The organism is Microbacterium sp. Root553, from assembly GCF_001426995.1.
Lineage (GTDB): Bacteria > Actinomycetota > Actinomycetes > Actinomycetales > Microbacteriaceae > Microbacterium.
In genome coordinates this window covers 2,006,038-2,024,895 of record NZ_LMFY01000001.1, presented here as the reverse complement: position 1 = coordinate 2,024,895, position 18,858 = coordinate 2,006,038, and the positions used below count along the sequence as shown (strand labels likewise).

20 protein-coding genes are annotated in these 18,858 nt (G+C 69.4%); 9 read left to right on the top strand and 11 right to left on the bottom strand.

The window, feature by feature from the left end:
* Positions 1-2: 2 nt before the first annotated feature.
* The 3 genes from ASD43_RS09350 to ASD43_RS09340 all read right to left on the bottom strand — a co-directional run bounded on the left by ASD43_RS09350 (position 3) and on the right by ASD43_RS09340 (position 2,280).
* The gene (locus tag ASD43_RS09350; RefSeq protein ID WP_056416495.1) at positions 3-1,310 is read right to left on the bottom strand and encodes a GNAT family N-acetyltransferase; all 1,308 of its coding nucleotides are present in this window, start codon (positions 1,308-1,310) and stop codon (positions 3-5) included.
* Positions 1,311-1,375: 65 nt separating this feature from the next.
* Positions 1,376-1,621: a zf-HC2 domain-containing protein gene (locus ASD43_RS09345; protein ID WP_042541911.1), complete on the bottom strand. Its 246-nt coding sequence runs from the start codon at positions 1,619-1,621 to the stop codon at positions 1,376-1,378.
* Positions 1,618-2,280, bottom strand: coding sequence for a sigma-70 family RNA polymerase sigma factor (locus ASD43_RS09340; RefSeq protein ID WP_056416493.1), 663 nt, complete (start codon positions 2,278-2,280; stop codon positions 1,618-1,620). Before ASD43_RS09340 ends, ASD43_RS09345 begins: the two co-directional genes overlap by 4 nt.
* A gap of 70 nt (positions 2,281-2,350) precedes the next feature.
* Between ASD43_RS09340 and aroA the strand changes: the two genes are divergently transcribed.
* From aroA to bcp, 3 genes are read left to right on the top strand one after another with little or no spacing between them, the layout of a single operon-like run.
* Entirely contained in the window at positions 2,351-3,676 is a 1,326-nt protein-coding gene (gene aroA, locus ASD43_RS09335; RefSeq protein WP_056416490.1) for a 3-phosphoshikimate 1-carboxyvinyltransferase, read from the top strand.
* The gene (rsgA, locus tag ASD43_RS09330) at positions 3,673-4,743 is read left to right on the top strand and encodes a ribosome small subunit-dependent GTPase A (protein WP_056416488.1); all 1,071 of its coding nucleotides are present in this window, start codon (positions 3,673-3,675) and stop codon (positions 4,741-4,743) included. The genes aroA and rsgA overlap by 4 nt, the downstream gene beginning before the upstream one ends.
* Positions 4,744-4,752: 9 nt before the next feature.
* On the top strand, positions 4,753-5,226 hold the full coding sequence (gene bcp, locus ASD43_RS09325) for a thioredoxin-dependent thiol peroxidase (protein WP_056416485.1): 474 nt from the start codon (positions 4,753-4,755) through the stop codon (positions 5,224-5,226).
* Between the two features lie 3 nt (positions 5,227-5,229).
* On the opposite strand, the gene ASD43_RS09320 is transcribed toward bcp, so the two are convergent.
* Positions 5,230-5,613 carry a hypothetical protein gene (locus ASD43_RS09320; RefSeq protein WP_056416483.1) on the bottom strand — a complete coding sequence of 128 codons (384 nt, stop codon included), beginning with the start codon at positions 5,611-5,613 and terminating at the stop codon, positions 5,230-5,232.
* A 235-nt stretch (positions 5,614-5,848) separates the two neighbouring features.
* Here ASD43_RS09320 and ASD43_RS09315 point away from each other — a divergent pair, with 235 nt between their 5' ends.
* Positions 5,849-6,097 carry a WhiB family transcriptional regulator gene (locus ASD43_RS09315; RefSeq protein ID WP_028503730.1) on the top strand — a complete coding sequence of 83 codons (249 nt, stop codon included), beginning with the start codon at positions 5,849-5,851 and terminating at the stop codon, positions 6,095-6,097.
* Between the two features lie 85 nt (positions 6,098-6,182).
* Here ASD43_RS09315 and ASD43_RS09310 read toward each other — a convergent pair whose 3' ends face one another.
* Positions 6,183-7,667, bottom strand: coding sequence for a sensor histidine kinase (locus ASD43_RS09310; protein WP_056416481.1), 1,485 nt, complete (start codon positions 7,665-7,667; stop codon positions 6,183-6,185).
* Positions 7,668-7,691: 24 nt separating this feature from the next.
* Positions 7,692-8,078 (bottom strand): Rv3235 family protein, encoded by a 387-nt coding sequence (locus ASD43_RS09305; RefSeq protein ID WP_056416478.1) that lies wholly within the window; start codon positions 8,076-8,078, stop codon positions 7,692-7,694.
* A gap of 128 nt (positions 8,079-8,206) precedes the next feature.
* Between ASD43_RS09305 and ASD43_RS09300 the strand changes: the two genes are divergently transcribed.
* Positions 8,207-8,818, top strand: a complete 612-nt coding sequence (locus ASD43_RS09300) for a hypothetical protein (RefSeq protein WP_056419413.1) — start codon at positions 8,207-8,209, stop codon at positions 8,816-8,818.
* Here the strand turns inward: ASD43_RS09300 and ASD43_RS09295 are convergent.
* Entirely contained in the window at positions 8,806-9,084 is a 279-nt protein-coding gene (locus ASD43_RS09295) for a helix-turn-helix domain-containing protein (RefSeq protein ID WP_056416475.1), read from the bottom strand. The genes ASD43_RS09300 and ASD43_RS09295 overlap by 13 nt on opposite strands.
* A 97-nt stretch (positions 9,085-9,181) precedes the next feature.
* On the opposite strand from ASD43_RS09295, the gene ASD43_RS09290 reads away from it, so the two are divergent.
* A complete protein-coding gene (locus ASD43_RS09290) occupies positions 9,182-9,802 on the top strand; it encodes an SAF domain-containing protein (protein ID WP_056419411.1) in 621 nt (206 codons plus the stop codon).
* The gene (locus tag ASD43_RS09285; protein WP_056416471.1) at positions 9,799-11,064 is read left to right on the top strand and encodes an AAA family ATPase; all 1,266 of its coding nucleotides are present in this window, start codon (positions 9,799-9,801) and stop codon (positions 11,062-11,064) included. Before ASD43_RS09290 ends, ASD43_RS09285 begins: the two co-directional genes overlap by 4 nt.
* Here ASD43_RS09285 and ASD43_RS09280 read toward each other — a convergent pair.
* Positions 10,988-12,214, bottom strand: coding sequence for a pyridoxal phosphate-dependent aminotransferase (locus ASD43_RS09280; protein ID WP_056416469.1), 1,227 nt, complete (start codon positions 12,212-12,214; stop codon positions 10,988-10,990). The genes ASD43_RS09285 and ASD43_RS09280 overlap by 77 nt on opposite strands.
* A gap of 86 nt (positions 12,215-12,300) precedes the next feature.
* Positions 12,301-15,108, bottom strand: a complete 2,808-nt coding sequence (gene secA, locus ASD43_RS09275) for a preprotein translocase subunit SecA (RefSeq protein WP_056416465.1) — start codon at positions 15,106-15,108, stop codon at positions 12,301-12,303.
* Between the two features lie 164 nt (positions 15,109-15,272).
* Here secA and ASD43_RS09270 point away from each other — a divergent pair, with 164 nt between their 5' ends.
* Entirely contained in the window at positions 15,273-15,875 is a 603-nt protein-coding gene (locus ASD43_RS09270; RefSeq protein ID WP_056416461.1) for a PadR family transcriptional regulator, read from the top strand.
* Between the two features lie 63 nt (positions 15,876-15,938).
* Positions 15,939-17,279: a hypothetical protein gene (locus tag ASD43_RS09265; protein WP_056416458.1), complete on the top strand. Its 1,341-nt coding sequence runs from the start codon at positions 15,939-15,941 to the stop codon at positions 17,277-17,279.
* A 67-nt stretch (positions 17,280-17,346) separates the two neighbouring features.
* On the opposite strand, the gene hpf is transcribed toward ASD43_RS09265, so the two are convergent.
* Positions 17,347-18,003, bottom strand: a complete 657-nt coding sequence (gene hpf / locus ASD43_RS09260) for a ribosome hibernation-promoting factor, HPF/YfiA family (RefSeq protein ID WP_056416455.1) — start codon at positions 18,001-18,003, stop codon at positions 17,347-17,349.
* A gap of 94 nt (positions 18,004-18,097) precedes the next feature.
* Positions 18,098-18,808, bottom strand: coding sequence for a ComF family protein (locus ASD43_RS09255; RefSeq protein WP_056416452.1), 711 nt, complete (start codon positions 18,806-18,808; stop codon positions 18,098-18,100).
* Positions 18,809-18,858: the final 50 nt, after the last annotated feature.

Below are 18,858 nucleotides of genomic sequence, written 5' to 3'. Positions count from 1 at the left end.
GATCAGTACCAGATGTCGAGAGCGGGAGCCGGGAACGCGACGAAGGCACGGTCCAGCGCCTCGACGGTGTCGGCATCCGCATCGATCCGACCTCCGCCGTGCAGCGAGGTGGCTCTCACTCCCCCGGCGAAGAGGATCGACAGCGTGGCGACGTCGAGCGTCGCATCCACCGCCCTCGTCCCGTCGCCCGCCGCCTCGACCACGGCCGCGCCGGAGCCGTCCACCCGCAGTCGCCAGTCGCCCTCGGCGAAGCCGAGCGGATCGGTGACGCGGAGCACGAGATCGACGGGGGCGGAGTAGGTGCGCGCGGCGAGCGTCGTCGGGAGATCGAGGATGCGCAGCCAGCCGTGATCGTGAACCGTCTGCACGACGCCGCGCGGGTCGCGCACGAGCCAGGGCAGCGCGTCGTCGAGCGGACGCAGGTCGGCCGTGACCTCGTCGACGAGGTCGTGCTGCAGGGCGAACCGCCAGAGTGCGGCCGTGGCTTCGGGCGTCTCGGCCACGAGCAGACGGATGCCGAGCGTGAAGCGGAACGATCCGCTCCTCTCGCCGAGTGTGAAGGCCATCGCGCCACGCAGGTCGCCGGCACCGTCGAGGTAGCGGACGCCGCGCACCTTGTCCCGATCGGTGTCGCTCGGCGACAGCCCCGCCATGCCCGCCCAGCGGGTGTCCCACCCGGGGATCTGGCCAGGACGCGACGAACGTGCACGGTCGTGGACGCGGCCGAGATCGGCGGCCAGTGTCTCCCTGTCGACGTACTCGATGCGCCCGGCGATGTCGCCGCCTCCCCACCCGGCGCGCCGGGTGTCGACCGTGATGCACGACATGGGCAGCGCCGAGCCGAAGCCGTAGCGGCCGTAGATCGTGGCCTCCGACACGGTGAGCCCGGCGATCGGCACGCCCGCCGAGACAGCCGCCCTGAGCTCGCCCTCCAGCAGCGCCCTGGCGATGCCTCGGCGCCGGTGCGTCGCCGAGACGGTCACCCCGCTGATCGCCCACATCGGCAGTGCGGAGCCGCCGGGAACGGTGACAGGGGTCGTCCACGAGTCGATGGTGGCCACCGGCTGACCATCGGGCACGCGCTCGTCATAGACGCCGATGTTGCGTCGCGATTCGAACGTCGTGCGCCCGAAGGCCAGCGCCTCGGTCGAGGGCTCCGCGCCGAGGAAGCCCCGCGACGTCGCACGCTGGAATCTCTCCGAGGCCGCCTCATCGGCGGCGTCGACGACGCGATAGCTCAGTGACTCGGCGGCGAGACGCTCCGTGGACATGGGGTCGGCGGGGACGGATCTCGAGTCGATGTCGGTCATGCCTTCCACCCTACGGGCGAACGCCTACGTCGACCTCCGCTGCCGGAGCCGCCCCTGTCGGGACGTCAGTGCTGCGCGGCCTGCACCTCGCGCAGGCGCGCGAACACCTGGTCGCGCAGTTCCTCGGGAGCCGTCTCCTTGCACGCGCGGGCCACGACCTCGGTGAGGGTGGTCGCCACGAGCGCTTCGTCCCGACACGACGGGCAGTTCTCGAGATGCTCGCGGATCTCGGTGTGCTCGGTGTTGCACACCTCGTTGCGGAGGTACTCCTCCAGATCCTTGCGCGCCTTGTCGCAGCCGCAGTCGGTCATTTCGTGCTCCTCGGTTCTGCCGCGGAGATTCCCCGCTCCGCGGCGTAGTCGGCCAGCAGCTCGCGCAGCATCCGCCTGCCCCTGTGCAGACGGCTCATCACGGTGCCGATGGGTGTCTTCATGATGTCCGCGATCTCCTGATAGGCGAAGCCCTCGACGTCGGCGAGGTACACCGCCAGCCGGAAGTCCTCGGGGACCGCCTGCAGCGCGTCCTTGACGACGGATGCGGGCATGTGGTCGATGGCCTCGGCCTCCGCCGATCGTCCGTGCGAGGCGGTCGTCGACTCGGCACCGCCGAGCTGCCAGTCCTCGAGTTCGTCGATCGTGCCCTGGTAGGGCTCGCGCTGCTTCTTGCGGTAGATGTTGATGTACGTGTTCGTCAGGATGCGGTAGAGCCACGCCTTCAGATTCGTGCCCTGCGAAAAAGTCGCCCACGAGCCGTACGCCTTCACGAACGTCTCCTGGACCAGGTCGGCGGCGTCCGCCGGATTGCGCGTCATCCGCATCGCGGCAGCGTAGAGCTGATCCATGAAGGGGATCGCCTGATCCTCGAATTCACGCCGAGGGTCGCTGACCTTTTCTGCCGTCTCCGTGTCATCCATCACCGGCCAGTCTAGGCCGCTGAGGTCCACGAACTCGCGTTCCAACGTTGCGAGCATGCTGTCTCCTTGTCGCCGGGCTTCCGTGATCCGATCGGGCGGACTCCCGTATTCACTAAGGTTGAAACCGATGAGCGCCAACGGGTATTCCCCCTCCCCTGTCCAGGGCGTCTATGCAGCGCCCACGGCCCCGGATCCCGTCCACGCGACGGTGACGATCCCCGGGTCGAAATCGCTGACGAATCGCGAGCTCATCATCGCCGCGATCGCCGACGGACCCGGCCGACTCACAGGCCCGCTGCACTCGGACGACTCGAGACGGATGATCGAGGCTCTGCGTGCGCTCGGCGTCGGCATCGAAGAGGTCGAGGGAGCCGGAGAGTTCGGCCCCGACCTCGTGGTCACCCCCGGCAAGCTCGTCGGCGGCGCCACCGTCGACTGCGGCCAGGCGGGGACCGTCATGAGGTTCATCGCCCCGCTCGCCGGACTCGCCCGTGAAGACGTGCATCTCACCGCGCACGAGACCGCACTGCACAGGCCCATGGGCGGGCTCATCAGCGCCCTGCGCGACCTCGGCGTCGACATCGACGACGAGGGCACCTGGGCGCTGCCGTTCACGATCCGCGGCCACGGCCACATCCGCGGCGGACGGGTCGAGATCGACGCCTCCGCGTCGAGCCAGTTCGTGTCCGGCCTGCTGCTCGCCGCGCCGCGGTTCGACGTCGGACTCCACCTCGTGCACACCGGCGAACATCTGCCGAGCCTTCCCCACATCGACATGACGATCGAGGCGCTGAGCCGACGCGGTGTCCGCATCGAGCGACCGGCCACCGGCGAGTGGCTCGTCGAGGCCGGCGTGCCGCGCGCCAAGGAGATCGCGATCGAGCCGGATCTCTCCAACGCCGCGCCGTTCCTGGCCGCCGCCCTCGTGACGGGGGGCTCCGTGTCCGTGACCGGCTGGCCCGTGCACTCCACGCAGCCCGGCGCCCTGCTGCCCGAGATCCTGCAGGCTCTGGGCGCTCACGTCCACCGACACAGCGGCACTCTGACGGTGAAGGCCGGAACCGAGATCCGGGGACTCGACCTCGACCTGTCCGCGGCGAGCGAGCTGACGCCGACGCTGGTCGGACTCGCCGCCTTCGCGACCGGTCCGACGACGTTCCGCGGGATCGGTCACATCAGACTGCACGAGACGGACCGCATCGCGGCGCTGATCGGCAACATCCGCGCCCTGGGTGGCGAGGCGGAGGAGCTGCCCGACGGGCTGCGCATCATTCCCCGGACGCTGCGCGGCGGCGCATGGGCGGCCCATCACGACCATCGGATGGCGACGACCGGCGCCCTCATCGGGCTGCGCGTCCCCGGAGTGCAGGTCGACGACATCGGCACGACGGCGAAGACGCTTCCCGAGTTCACGCTGCTCTGGGAGCGGATGCTGCGGGGCGCGTCCGCGTGAGCTGGCTCGACGACACGAACGACCTCGAGGACGGCTTCGAGGACTACGACGAGAGCAGCATCCGCACTCGTCCCAACCCCAAGGCCAACCGCCCCCGCACCAAGCGACGTCCCGCCCACGACGACGCGAAGGTCGGCCGCGTGCTCGGGGTGGACCGCGGACGCTATACGGTCCTGCTCGATGAGGGCGGACCCGACGAGCGTCTGCTGACGGCGGCTCGTGCCCGCGAGCTGCGACGCAACCCGATCGTCACCGGAGATCAGGCGAAGGTCGTGGGCGACACCACCGGCGAAGACGGTACGCTCGCGCGCATCATCGGCATCGTCGATCGGACCTCTCTTCTCCGGCGCAGCGCCGACGACACCGATCAGGTCGAGCGCGTCATCGTGGCGAACGCCGACCAGATGCTCATCGTGGTCGCCGCGGCCGACCCCGAGCCCCGGGCGCGACTGGTGGATCGCTACCTCGTCGCGGCGCTGGATGCCGGCATCCGCCCGCTCCTCGTCGTGACCAAGACCGACCTCGCCGACCCCTCCGCCTTCCTCGCGCACTTCGACGGCCTCGACCTCCGCGTCTTCACCAGCGCGCAGGAGGAGATGCCCGTCGACGAGATCGGCGCCGCGCTCGTCGGTCATTCGACGGTCTTCGTCGGACATTCCGGTGTGGGGAAGTCGACGCTCGTCAACGCGCTCGTGCCGAGTGCGCTGCGTGCGACGGGCCACGTGAACCAGGTGACGGGACGAGGGCGCCACACCTCGTCGTCCACGGTCTCGCTGCGCTACTCCGGCCCGGCCGGCTCGGGCTGGGTCATCGACACCCCCGGAGTCCGCTCGTTCGGGCTCGGCCACGTGGAACCCTCGAACATCCTCGCGGCGTTCACCGAGTTGGCGGAGATCGCCGAGAACTGCCCACGCGGATGCACCCATCTCGCGGACGCGCCGGACTGCGCACTCATCGAGGCCGCCGAACGAGGCGAGCTCAGCGACACGGGACGCGCGCGTCTGGACTCCCTGCAGCGACTGCTGCAGACCTTCGCCGACAAGGCGGAGCAGACTCCCGGCCGGTAGGCTGAGTGCGTGACTGTGCGCCTCGAACCCGGAACCGCTGCTCCCGACTTCGCTCTGCTCGACCAGGACGGCAAGACCGTCCGGCTCGCAGACCTGCGAGGCGAGAAGACCGTGCTGTACTTCTACCCCGCGGCGATGACTCCGGGATGCACGACCCAGGCGTGCGACTTCCGCGACAGCATCTCCTCGCTCCAGGGCGCCGGGTATCGCGTCATCGGCATCTCCCGTGACGAGCCGGCCACGCTCGCCACGTTCCGGGAACGCGACGGACTCACCTTCACGTTGCTCAGCGACCCCGACCATGCCGTGCACACGGCCTACGGCGTCTGGGGCGAGAAGATGAACTACGGCAAGGTCGTCGAGGGTGTGATCAGGTCCACCTTCGTGCTCGATGACGAGGGCACGATCACGCTCGCCCAGTACAACGTCAAGGCCACCGGGCACGTCGCCCGGCTGCGCAAGCTGCTCGGCATCGACGCCTGAGCGTCACTCGGCCGGGCGCTCGTTCTCGGCGCGCGTGGTCGCGATCAACAGGGCGAAACCCAGCACGGCGGGGATGCCCACGCCGACGGTGAATCCCCACACGACCGGCTGGATCGTCAGGGACGCCAGCGCCAGGGCCACGCCGAGCACCTGGAACACGATGCCTCCGGAACGCGCCCAGGAGTGCCCGGAGCGGGTCCCGATCGCGAAGGCGATCAGCGCGCCCGCCCCGATGAGCGTCAGCACGATGAGAGCGAGGGCGGTCGGCAGCGAGGACGCATCTCCCGCGCCGAGGCCGACGAGCTCGATCAGCGCGAAGACGAGGAGGGCTGCGCCTTCCGCCGCGAGGACTGCCGCTGCGGCGAGAGCGAGGCCGGGTGCGCGCACGATGTGTCTCCTGAGAATCGAATGAGAACAGGCGAAACCCTTGATTTCGCCGGTTTCATGTAACAGAATAGACAGCGTCATGTGCTCCCACAGCGGCGTGGGGCGGGCTCCGAGCCCGCATCACAATTCGCGGGCATCCGTCCGTATCTCAACAGGGTAGCTGAACCCGAACTGCACCCGAAATCAGAGTCGTCGCGTTGCGCCGATTCATGAAAATCCACACCGAGGAGCCCCCATGGACTGGCGCGACAAGGCCGCCTGCTTGACCGTCGATCCCGAGCTGTTCTTCCCCGTAGGGAACACCGGCCCGGCTGTCGATCAGATCGAGAAGGCCAAGACGGTCTGCGCCACCTGCACGGTGACCGAGATCTGCTTGCAGTACGCCCTCGAGTCCAGCCAGGACTCGGGCGTGTGGGGCGGTCTCTCCGAAGACGAGCGTCGCGCGCTCAAGCGCCGCGCCGCGCGCGCACGACGCGCCTCCTGAACATCCGCGAAAGCGGCCCGAGACGAGGTCTCGGGCCGCTTTCGCGTACTCGGGCGGCGTTCTCCCGTACCGCGTACTCTGGCGGCTACTTCGTCAGCCAGCGCAGCGGGATGTCGATGACGACCTCGGTCCCGCCGCCCTCACTCCCCCGCCATTCGATGGATCCGCCGAGCTCGCCCTGGATGAGGGTCCGGATGATCTGCGTGCCGAGTCCCTGACCGATGCGGCCCTCGGGAAGACCGCTCCCGGTGTCGCGCACCAGCACGCGCAGGTTCTCCTCCGTGCGCGCGGCGTCGATCGTGACCATGCCCTCCTGCCCGGCGAGGCCGTGCTCGACGGCGTTGGTGACGACCTCGGTCAGCGCGAGCGCCAGCGGCGTCGCGTACTCGCTCGGCAGTACCCCGAAGCGACCGGTCGAGTGCGTGCGCGCCCGGGTGTTGGGGGCCGACGCGACCTCGGCCACGAGCTTGAGCACGCGATGGAAGACCTCGTCGAAATCGACCTTCTGCGTGAGCCCCTGTGCGAGGGTGTCGTGCACGACGGCGATCGAGTCGACGCGCCGCATCGCCTGGGTCAGAGCGTCCCTCGCCTCGTCGGAGTGCGTACGACGCGCCTGGATCCGCAGCAGCGACGCCACCGTCTGCAGGTTGTTCTTGACCCGGTGGTGGATCTCGCGGATCGTGGCGTCCTTGGTGATGAGCTCCTGCTCCTGGTGACGCAGCTCGGACACGTCGCGGCAGAGCAGGATCGCGCCGATGCGCGTGCCGTGGTCCTTGAGCGGTATCGCCCGAAGCGACACGGTGACCCCGCGCGCCTCGATGTCGGTGCGCCACGGCGCACGGCCGGTGACCACCACCGGCAGCGACTCGTCGACCTGGCGGGACGGCGGGACGAGCCGCGTGGTGACCTCGGCCAGCGACTCCCCCTCGAGCTCGTCGTCGAAGCCCATGCGATTGAAGGCGGAGAGCGCGTTCGGACTGGCGAACGTGGTGATGCCGTCGACGTCGATGCGGATCAGCCCGTCAGACGCACGAGGCGCTCCGCGCCGCGGTGAGGTCGGCGCGGCCGGATCCGGGAAGCTGCCGTCCGCGATCATCCGGAAGATGTCGTTCGCACACTCGTCGAACGTGATCTGCTGTCGGGACGGAGTGCGCGCCTCACCCAGGTTCGTGTGCCGGGTGACGACGCCGATGACACCGGCCTCCCCGTGTCCGCTGCGTCGATCGTTGACGATCGGAACAGCCCGGACCCGCGTCGGCGTCTCCTCGAACCAGTCCGGCGACGAGGAATCGACGATCGCCGCGGAGTCGAACGCCCCCTGCACCTGGGTCCGCCACTGCGGACGCACCCGCTCCCCCACGATGTCGCGGTAGAACAGCGTCGCCGCACCGCTGGGCCGCGCGTGCGCGACGGCGATGAACGAGCCGTCCTCGGTCTGGACCCAGACCACGATGTCGGCGGACGAGAGGTCCGCGAGAAGCTGCCCGTCGCCGGCGAGGCGGTGCAGCCATTCGACGTCGACGTCGGTCAGGCGGCCCTGGGCATTGGCGAGATCACTGAGGGTTGACACCCCTCAAGCCTACGGTGCGGGAGATCAGAGGACGGCCAGCGACGAGGCCCGCCAGCGCCGGTCGAGGCCTTCGAGACGGATCGCCACCGCTCGGGTCCGACCTGGGCCCGCCACGACGACCACGGCCTCGACTTTGCCGTCGACCGGCTCGGTGACCCGGATGGACAGGATCTCGAAAGTCGGGCGCGCAGGCGAGACCCCCCTCGCGCTGCGCGCCCTCGCCGACAGATTCGCCCGCGTCACCAGACTCCGGTACGCATCTTCGCTGAACCAGCGGGCCAACTGATCGACTTCTCTGACCCCGGCGAGGACCTCGAGCACGCCCTGTGTGAGACTGCGCAGCAGCGGCTGCGGATCCGGAAGCTCGGCGCGCGGCGTCGGCTGCGGGGCGAAATACTCGTTCATCGTCATCTGCGGCACTCTCCATCGGGGAAGACTGCGCCAAGTAGAGCATGCGTGGAGGAGCCGTTCCGGCCGAATCCGAGATCTATGTGGATAACTCGTACATGGCCCCGATGCGATCGCCTACGGTGGTCCGCGTGCACTGGGATCGACTGTTCGAGGACCTCGAGGGCCAGCTCGCCGCGGAGTGGGAGAGCGAGCGAGCCGTGCTCGACGCCGAGTCGGAGCGGCTGCGCATCTCCCGTCTGGACATGCGCAGCCGACTCCGGGTGCTGTGCGCGGCATCGGCCCTCGCGACCGTCGATCTCCCCGGCGGAGCGCGCATGCGCGTGCGACTTCAGGCCCTCGGCGCGGATTGGGTCGCGGCGGCGATCCTGGATGCCGCGGAGTCACCACCGCGTCGGTCCACCTGCATACTCCCGTTCCACGCGGTGCACGGGCTCAGCGTGGATCACGGGCTGCTGCTCACGAGCCTGGACGGCGACGAGGCGGCCGCACCGATCCTCCGCGAGCGGATGTCCCTGGGGTTCATCCTGCGGGACCTCGCGCGCCGCCGTGTGCCCGTGAACATCCTGGGCATCGACGGAAGAGACCTCCACGGGACGATAGACAGGGCCGGTGCGGATCACCTGGATCTCGCGCTGCACGACGCCGGCGCGGCCAGGACCGCGGCAGCCGTGCGGGGATTCCAGATGATCCCGTTCCACGCGGTGGCGTCAGTGCAGACCTTCGGGGATCAGCTTCCGTGACCGAACGGCGCGCCCCACACCTCGGGGAAGCTGGCCTCGTTCGCCTGACGCCACAGCGCCATGCGACGCGCCTCTTCCGACTGCTCCGCGAGGTAGTCGGCGAGGCTCGTCTCCTCGATGCGCCATCGAGCGGGCGACCCGAGCTTGGATCCGCTGAGCCGTCCTTGATAGACGAGCTCGATGACCTCGTCCACCTCGATGCTCAGGAGTTCGGCCACCTGCGCGGGCGCGAGGAAGCGCCTCACGGACGGGGTCGAGTCGGGCATGTCCCCATTCTGCCCCCACCGGCGGGTTTCACCTGCACCCCCGTGCCGCTGTGGATAAGTCCCGAGCCTCCGCGACGATTTCTGTGAGCATGTGGCGATGCACAGATTCGTTCGTCCACGCCGCGCCGTCTGGGGCGACGCGCGCTTCCTGATCGGCATCGCCCTCGTCCTCCTGTCGATCGGCGGCGTCTGGGCGGTCGTCTCGTCGGCCGGTGCGACGACGCCGATCCTCCAGGCGAACCGCACGATCGTCAGAGGCGAGGCGCTCACCTCCGACGACTTCCAGGTCGTGGAGGTGGGGCTCGGCGGCGTCACGTCCCGCTACGTGGCGCCTCAGGATCTGCAGCCGGGCCGGATCGCGTCGAAGACCGTGAGCGCGGGCGAACTCCTGGCCCATGCGGCCGTCGAAGACGTCGATGCCGGACGGACCACGACCGTGGTCGTCGAGAGCGGCACGGGGATTCCCGCGGATGTCGGGGCCGGCAGCGACGTGGAGCTCTGGGCCGCACCCCCGAGCGACGACGGATCGGTGCAGGAGCCGCCGCGGATCCTCGTGGCCGACGCGACCGTCACCTCGGTGACGAAGAGCGCGTCCGTCCTGGCTTCGGGGGGAAGCACGGTCGAAGTCGTGATCGAGAGGGCCGACGTCGCGGAGGTGCTGGGGGCGATCACCGGAGGATCGGTCCTCGCCGTCGTCCCGATCGGCGCGACCCCGTGACGTCCGTCGTGTTGGCCGTGCCGGAGTCCCGTGCGGCCGGCCTCGCGGATGAGCTCGAGGTCGAGGGCATCCGCGTCGTCGCCGTGGTGGCTCCGGGAAGACTGCTTCCCCTCCCTCCCGGCATCGACGCCGTCGTCGTCGCCGCGACGCGCGGCGCGCTGACCCCCGAAGTCGTCACGGCCTGCGATCGGGCGGGTGTGCGGCTGGTGCCCCTCGGCGACGGTGAGGCGAGGGTGCTCGCTCGCTACGGTCTCGCGGCCCCGCTGCCGGCCGACGCCACCGGGTGGGAGGTGGCGACCGCACTGGCCGCGGATCATCCGGAGACCACCGAGCCGGAGTCCTCGCCGCCGCACCGTGTCACCGTCGTCTGGGGTCCCGCCGGCGCTCCCGGGCGATCCACCGTGGCGATCCAGCTCGCTGTCGAGCTGACGCGGGTGGGCCGTCGCACGGCACTCATCGACGCGGACACGGTCGCCCCTTCCTTGGCTCTGCTGCTCGGACTCGGCGACGACGCTCCGGGAATCGCCGCCGCCTGCCGTCGCGCCGACCTGGGGTCGCTCGACGCCGACGAGCTCACCCGGCTCTCCGCGGTCCTGGAGACGAGTGCCGGCGAGGTGGAGGTGCTCGGCGGCATCAATCGTCCGAGCCGTTGGCCGGAACTCGGCGCCGACCGTCTGCGCGCGACACTCCGGGTATGCCGCACATGGAGCGAGGAGACCGTGGTCGATGTCGCGAGCGCCTTCGACGCCGATGACGAGGCGACCTTCGACCTCGCCGGCCCACGGCGGCACGCCGCCACAGTGGCCGCGCTGCAGGAGGCGGACACGATCGTCGCCGTCGCCTCCGCCGACCCCCTCGGCATCAGCCGCTTCATCCGCGAGCATGCGGAGCTGCGCCGTCTCACCGATCCTGTCCCGGTCAGCGTCGTGGTGAACCGTGTGCGCCCCGGCCCCTTGGGCATCGACGCCCGCGGTCAGGTGCGCCGGACCCTCGAGAGGTTGGCGGGCATCACCGCGGTCGAGTTCCTGCCGTTCGATCAGCGCGCCGCAGACGCAGCCCTGCTCCATGCCCGCCCGATGGCCGACCTCACGCCACGGTCCGCCCTGGTCTCCGGCATCCGTCGACTGGTCGCATCACGTCTGCCTCTGCCGGTGACGACGTCCCCGCCGGCCGCACCGGCGACGCCTACTGGCGGTAGCTCGAGAGGAAGTTCCCGAGGCGCTCGACGGCCTCGGCCAGCACGCGAGGCTCGGGAAGGGTGACCAGACGAAGGTGGTCCGGTGTCGGCCAGTTGAAGCCGGTTCCCTGCACCAGCAGAATGTGCTCCGAGACGAGCAGGTCGTAGACGAGCTTCGCGTCGTCCCTGATCTCGTGCACGTTCGGATCCAGGCGCGGGAACGCATAGAGGGCGCCGGCCGGCTTCACGCACGAGACTCCGGGGATCGATTCGAGTCCTTCCCAGGCGATGTCGCGCTGCTCGTGCAGCCGCCCGGTCGGCGCGATCAGCGCGTCGATCGACTGGACACCGCCGAGTGCCGCCTGCACCGCGTACTGCGCGGGGACGTTCGGGCACAGACGAGTGGAGGCGAGCAGGTTGATCCCCTCGAGGAAGCCCTTCGCATGCGACTGCGGCCCCGTGATGACGAGCCATCCCGAGCGGAATCCGGCGACGCGGTAGGTCTTGGACAAGCCGTTGAAGGTGAGGCAGAGCAGATCGGGCGCCAGGGTGGCCGTCGGGATGTGCACGGCGTCGTCGAAGAGGATGCGGTCGTAGATCTCGTCCGAGAGCAGCAGCAGCTGGTTCTCGCGGGCGATCTGCACCATCCCCTCGAGGATCTCGCGCGAGTAGACGACTCCGGTGGGGTTGTTCGGATTGATGATCACGAGGGCCTTGGTGCGCGGCGTGATCTTCGACCGGATGTCTTCGAGATCGGGCTGCCACCCGGAGTCCTCGTCGCAGAGGTAGTGCACCGGCGTGCCGTCCGCCAGGCTCGTCATGGCCGTCCACAACGGGTAGTCCGGCGCGGGGATCAGCACCTCGTCGCCCTCGTCGAGCAGCGCCTGCATCGTCATGGTGATGAGTTCCGAGACGCCGTTGCCGAGGAAGACGTCCTCCGGACCGAAACGCGGGAAGCCCTCGATCTCCTCGTACCGGCTCACGACGGCGCGCCGCGCCGAGACGATGCCCTTGCTGTCGCTGTAGCCGTGCGCGGTCGGAAGCGCGGCGAGCATGTCGTGCACGATCTGGTGAGGGGCTTCGAAGCCGAAGATCGCAGGATTGCCGGTGTTGAGCTTGAGGATCCGATGTCCTTCGGCCTCGAGACGCGCCGCCTCGACGAGCGTGTTCCCACGGATCTCGTACAGGACGTTCTTGAGCTTCGACGACTGGTCGAAGTGGCGCGTTGGTGTCATTGCGCAAGCCTACAATGACGCGCAGAGGGGCCGATCCACCCGGATCGGCCCCTCATTCGTGCTCGCGCAGTCGCGTGCTCGCGCTGCTACTTCTTCTTCTTGCCCTGGGCGCGGCGCTGCTCGCGGTTGCCCGCGGCGGGTGCTGCCGCATCGGTGCGCTGTCCGAACGCCCCGCGTTCGGCCGGTGCCGCGTCGGGCTGATCCGCAGGTGCCTGACGAGCCGCGGCCGCCTGGCGCATCTTGTCGGTGGCGGCCTGCTGCACCCGCCCCCGGTCGTCGCGCACCTCGACCTCGCCCGCATCGTTCGCCGCGGAGTACTCGAGGCGCTGCTCGCCGCCGCCCTCGGACAGTCCCTTGGCCTCGACCTCAGCGGTCTGCGAGTCTGCGGCACGCCGCACCTCGACCTCGAGGTTGTAGAGGTAGCCGACGGACTCCTCCTTGATCTGGCCCATCATCGACTGGAACATCGCGTAGCCCTCGCGCTGATACTCGATCAGCGGGTCGCGCTGCGCCATCGCCCGCAGGCCGATGCCGTCCTTGAGGTAGTCCATCTCGTACAGGTGATCGCGCCAGCGGCGGTCGAGCACCTGCAGCACCACGCGACGCTCGAGCTCACGGGTCGCCGCCTCGCCGAGCGACTCCTCACGCGTCTCGTACGCGATCTTCGCATCCGAGAGCAGCTCGCGGGTGAGGCCGTCCGCCGTGATGCCGCCCTTGCGGTCCGCGGCCTCGGAGACGACCTCGTCGATCGTGACGCTGACCGGGTAGAGGGTCTTGAGCTCGGTCCAGAGCGCGTCGAAGTCCCAGCTCTCGTTGTGACCCTCGCCCGTGTGGTCGCGAACGACACCGCTGATCGCGTCCTCGATGAAGTGCTGCACCCGGTCGGCGATGTCGTCGCCCTGCAGGATGTGGCGGCGATCGGCGTAGATGGCCTCGCGCTGGCGGTTGAGGACGTCGTCGTACTTGAGGACGTTCTTGCGCATCTCGGCGTTGCGGGACTCGACCTGCGACTGCGCGCTGCGGATCGCGCGGGAGACGAGACCCGACTCGATCGGCACGTCGTCGGGGAAGTTCGTGCGAGCCAGGATCGCCTCGGCGGCGCCCGACTGGAACAGGCGCATCAGATCGTCGGTGAGGCTGAGGTAGAAACGGCTCTCGCCGGGATCGCCCTGACGGCCGGAACGACCACGGAGCTGGTTGTCGATCCGTCGGGACTCGTGGCGCTCGGTACCGAGCACGTACAGTCCCCCGGCCTCGATGACCTTCTCGGCCTCCTCGGCGACGACGGCCTTCTTCTCCTCGTAGGCCTCGTCCCAGGCGACCTCGTACTCCTCCGGCGTCTCGACCGGGTCGAGACCGCGGCCCTTCAGATCCTGCACGGCGAGGAACTCGGCGTTTCCACCGAGCATGATGTCGGTTCCACGACCGGCCATGTTGGTCGCGACCGTCACGGCACCGAGCCGACCGGCGCGGGCGACGATCTCCGCCTCCCGCGCGTGGTTCTTGGCGTTCAGGACCTCGTGCTTGACGCCCTTCTTCGCGAGGAGCCGGGAGAGGTACTCGCTCTTCTCGACGCTCACCGTTCCCACCAGCACCGGCTGGCCGTTGGCGTGACGCTCGGCGATGTCCTCCACGACCTGGGCGAACTTCGCCGCCTCGTTCTTGTAGACGAGGTCGGACTGGTCCTTGCGCACCATCGGCCGGTTGGTCGGGATCGGGATGACGCCGAGCTTGTAGGTGGACATGAACTCGGCCGCCTCGGTCTCGGCGGTACCGGTCATACCGGCGAGCTTGTCGTAGAGACGGAAGTAGTTCTGCAGGGTGACCGTCGCGAGGGTCTGGTTCTCGGCCTTGACCGGAACCGCCTCCTTCGCCTCGATCGCCTGGTGGATGCCCTCGTTGTAGCGACGACCGACCAGGATGCGGCCGGTGTGCTCATCGACGATCATGACCTCGTCGTTCATGACGACGTAGTCGGTGTCCTTCTTGAACAGCGCGAGCGCCTTGATCGAGTTGTTCAGGAACGAGATCAGCGGGGTGTTCGCGGACTCGTACAGGTTGTCGATGCCGAGGTAGTCCTCGACCTTCTCGATACCGGGCTCGAGCACGCCGACGGTGCGCTTCTTCTCGTCGACCTCGTAGTCCACGCCCGCCTCGAGGGTGCGCGCGATCTTGGCGAACTCGGCGAACCAGCGGTTGGCCTCACCCGACGAGGGACCCGAGATGATCAGCGGGGTGCGCGCCTCGTCGATGAGGATCGAGTCGACCTCGTCGACGATGGCGAAATAGTGCTCGCGCTGCACGAGGTCTTCCTTGCGCCACGCCATGTTGTCGCGCAGGTAGTCGAATCCGAACTCGTTGTTCGTGCCGTAGGTGATGTCGCACGCGTACTGCTCACGGCGGACCGCCGGGGTCTGACCCGAGACGATGATGCCGGTCGTCATGCCCAGCGCGCGGTACACGCGACCCATGAGCTCGGCCTGGTAGCTCGCGAGGAAGTCATTGACCGTGATCACGTGGACGCCCTCACCCGCGATCGCGTTGAGGTAGGCGGGGAACGTGGCGACGAGCGTCTTGCCCTCACCGGTCTTCATCTCGGCGATGTTGCCGAGGTGGAGAGCCGCGCCGCCCATGATCTGCACGTCGTAGGCGCGCATGCCCAGGGTGCGCTTCGCCGCCTCACGCACGGCGGCGAAGGCCTCCGGCATCAGCTGATCGAGCGTCTCGCCCTTGGCGAACCGCTCCCGCAGCTCGACGGTCTCGTTGCGCAGTTCGTCATCCGTGAGCTTGGAGATGTCCTCTTCCAGCGCGTTCACGGCCTTGACCACCTGGTTCAGGCGGCGGATGACCCGCCCTTCGCCCGCGCGCAGCAGCTTCTCAAGAGGATTGGCCACAGATGTCATCTCCCTGTCGGATGGTTCCGGCGGCGCCGCGTGTCGAGCGCCGACCGGACATACCTTGCCATGTTACCGGTCCGTGACCTGCGCGTCGTCTGCATGGCGCGGGGTCGTCGGATTTCCCGGTATGTATATTTGTGCACGACACCCGGGAGGTCCACATGTCGGTGAGACAGAGTCTGCTCGCGATCCTCGCGCAGGGCCCCTGCTACGGCTACCAGCTGCGCCACGAGTTCGATCGCCGCACCGGCTCCGTCTGGCCGCTCAACGTGGGACAGATCTACAACACGCTCGAGCGCCTGGAGCGCGACGGCCTCGTCGCCAGAGGCGCCGCTGATGCCCAGGGCCACGTCTACTGGGAGATCACCGATGCCGGGGCGGATGACGTCGACCGCTGGCTGGCCTCGCCGATCGAGCGCGGGCGGACCACGCGCGACGAACTCGCGATCAAGCTGGCCGTGGCGGCGACGCTTCCCGGCGCCGACGCCGCCGAGGTCATCGCGATCCAACGGGCCGCGGCCGAGCAGCACCACGCGACGCTCGTGAACGTGCGCGACTCCCGCGAGGACCACACCCCCGAAGGACTGGCGTGGTCGCTCGTGGTCGACTCGATGATCTTCACCGCCGACGCCGAGCTGCGCTGGCTCGATCATGTCGAGGCGCGCCTCGCCCGGCATCCGCGTCACGCGCTCACGATCGAGCTGACGGCCGACCGCCCTCGACGCGGCCGGCCGGCCAGGGTCGAGGCGGTCGCGCTCGTCTGAACCGCGTTCGCCTCAAGCGGATGCACAGCCAGGGTCGGCGCTCGGGAAACTAGGATCGGTCCTATGGCTGGAATATGGGGCAGGCGCAAGCGCGAACAGGAAGAGCTGGCCGCACAGGATGCCGATCTGGCACGCCGTGCCGAGCAGTCGCTGGTCGCGGCCGACGAGCGGATCCGCAGCACCTCGGACGAGCTCTCCTTCGCCGAGGCCGAGCTCGGCGGCCAGCTCACCGGAGACCTGAAGAAGGCGCTGAGCGCCGTGCGGACGCACCTGCGCGAGGCGTTCCAACTGCACCAGCTGAATCACGATGAGATCCCGGACACCCCGGAGGAGCTCCGCACCCGCAACGCGAGGATCGTGCAGCTGTGCGACTGGGCGCAGGACCTCCTCGACGAGAAGACGTCCGCCCTCGCCGAATCGATCGCGAAGGTCCGTCGCGCTCCCGAGGTCATCGCGAAGGTGCGCGCGGATGCCGCCGAGCTGAGCACCCGGATCCCGCAGACGAACGAGACCGTCGCACGCCTGTCGTCGCGATACGCCGAGTCGGCCATGCACCAGATCACCGCCAGCGCGGCGGAGGCCGAGCAGCTCATCGCGTTCGCGACCCACGGGGCCTCGGTCTCGGAACGTCGCCGGGCCGCGAAGCAGAACGAAGAGGCCAACCTCGCTCTCGAGACGGCGACCGAAGCCACGCGCCGTGCTTCGGCACTGCTCGACGCCGTGGAGGACTTCGAGATCGAGGCACTGCGCGCCGAGTCGACGCTCGCCGAGGTCGTGGCCGATTCACGGAGCGACCTCATCGCGGCGCGGACCGCTCCGCAGGTGCCGGCTGTCGCCGCCGCGGTGACCGCGCTGCAGAACGCCCTGAGCGCCCTCTCCCCCGCAGGCACCCCCGGCGACCCCTTCGCCGAGCTCTCCCAGCTCCGCGCCGCGAACACCGCCCTCGACGACGCGATCGCCACGGCGCGGCACCGCGAGGCGCATCCGCTGCCCAGCCTGCAGCAGGTGCAGCACGCCATCGACGACGCGGACAGGCAGCTGGGCGTCGCCCGCGGACTCATCGCCGGGCACCGCGGCTGGATCGGGGCGGACGCCCGCACCCGGCTCGCGGAGGCCGAGCGCCTGCGCGTCGACCTCTCCGACCTCCTCCCGGCCGAGGAGACGCGCGATCAGGCGCTCGCCGGCGCCCGCCGGGTGGCTCACCTCGCCTCCGAGGCTCTGCAGCTCGCCCAGCGCGACATCGACTCGTCCCGCCCCCAGGACCAGGGCTGGGGCGGCGGAGGCGACGGCTGGGGCGGTGGCGGCTGGAGCGGCGGCGGTCGCCGCGGTGGCGGCGGAGACATCGCGTCCGGAATCCTCGGCGGCCTCGTGATCGGCAGCATCCTCGACGGCATCTTCGACTGAGCATCCCGCGAACGGACGAACGAACGGCCCGGCCCCTCGAAGGGGCCGGGCCGTTCTCATGTCCTTCTCAGGAGGCGAGCGCCTCGGCGGGCGGAGCCTGCGTCTCGAGTGCGATGACACCGTAGTCCCAGCCCTTGCGGCGGTAGACCACGCTCGGGTGGTCGGTGCGCACGTCGACGAACAGGAAGAAGTCGTGGCCGACCAGCTCCATGCGATCGACCGCCTCCTCGACGGTCATCCACTCCGCATCGAAGCTCTTGGTGCGGATGACGACGGGCGAGTAGACCTCGTCCTCCTCGTTCTGGATCGGCACGGTGCCCGTCGCGACGGCGCGAAGGACCTCGACGGATGCGGGCTGGACGTCGATGCCCTCCAGGGCACCGCTCTCCTTCTCGAAATGCGCGCCGCGCGGGTGCTGACGTCCGTCGACCCGCTTCTCCTTGGCTCGACGGAGCTGCTCCGCCATCTTGTCCACCGCCAGGTCGAGGGCGACGAATTTGTCGCCGTCGGTGGCCTCGGCCCGCACGACCGGTCCCTTGCTCACGAGCGTGAGTTCGACGGTCTCATCGGGTACACGGCCGTTGCGATACACCCGGTGGGTGACCTTCACGTCCAATCGCTGCGCACGTGACGCGAACGTCTGGATCTTGGCGATCTTCTCTTCGACAACGGTTCTGAAGCGGTCGGTGATTCCCACCCCGACGCCAACGATGCTCGTTTCCATTGCTGCCTCCTTGTCCCGGTCCTCCCGGCCAAGGGCGGACCGTGGTCGCCTTGTGTCCCCCCACGCTAGTCGGCACGACGACGGATGTCACGGGTCATTTCCTGCGTGTCTCCGATGCGTACGCATTCCGTTCACTGTGACGTGGTGTGGCGGCCAGTACGACCGCGGACAGGACGTCCGCCCCGGCGACCCGCAGCGCCCGCGCCGCCTCATCGAGGGTGGCGCCCGTGGTCATGACGTCGTCGACGAGCACCACGGCGAGCCCGCCACTGCCCTTCGCGCACATGCTCCCGTGCACGTTGCGCGAGCGACTCTCGACGTCGAGCCCTCGTTGATCCGCCGTCGGACGGCGGGTGGAGAGAAGGCGACGGGGTGTGTACCCCGCGCGACGGATCAGGAGGTCCGGGACCCGGTAGCCTCGGCGACGGAAGGCCGCTCGTGAGCTCGGAACCGGCACCACCGCGACCTCACCTGCGGGTCGGGCCTCGAGCACGCCCCGCAGCACCTCGCCCAGCGCAGCCCCCAACGGGTGCGCGAGCCGGGTCTCGCCCTCGTCCTTGAGCCGCCGCACGCAGCGCGCGGGCACCGACTCGAACGGCATCGCGGCACGGACGAGGAGTCCGGCTGTCGTGCCGGTGACGACCGGCCGCGCCCGGATGCGCTGCCGGCAGGACGCGCAGAGCAGCGTCTCCGGCGCATCGCACCCGGCGCACGTGGCCGCGAGCAGCAGCGCGAGGACGTCGGCACCGATGGCACGGACGGCGTCGATGGCACGGACGGCGGGGGCGGCGGCGGATGACGGCATCCGCCGATCCTGCCGTGGATCCGCGGGTGCTGCGCTCGCGGTCGACTTCG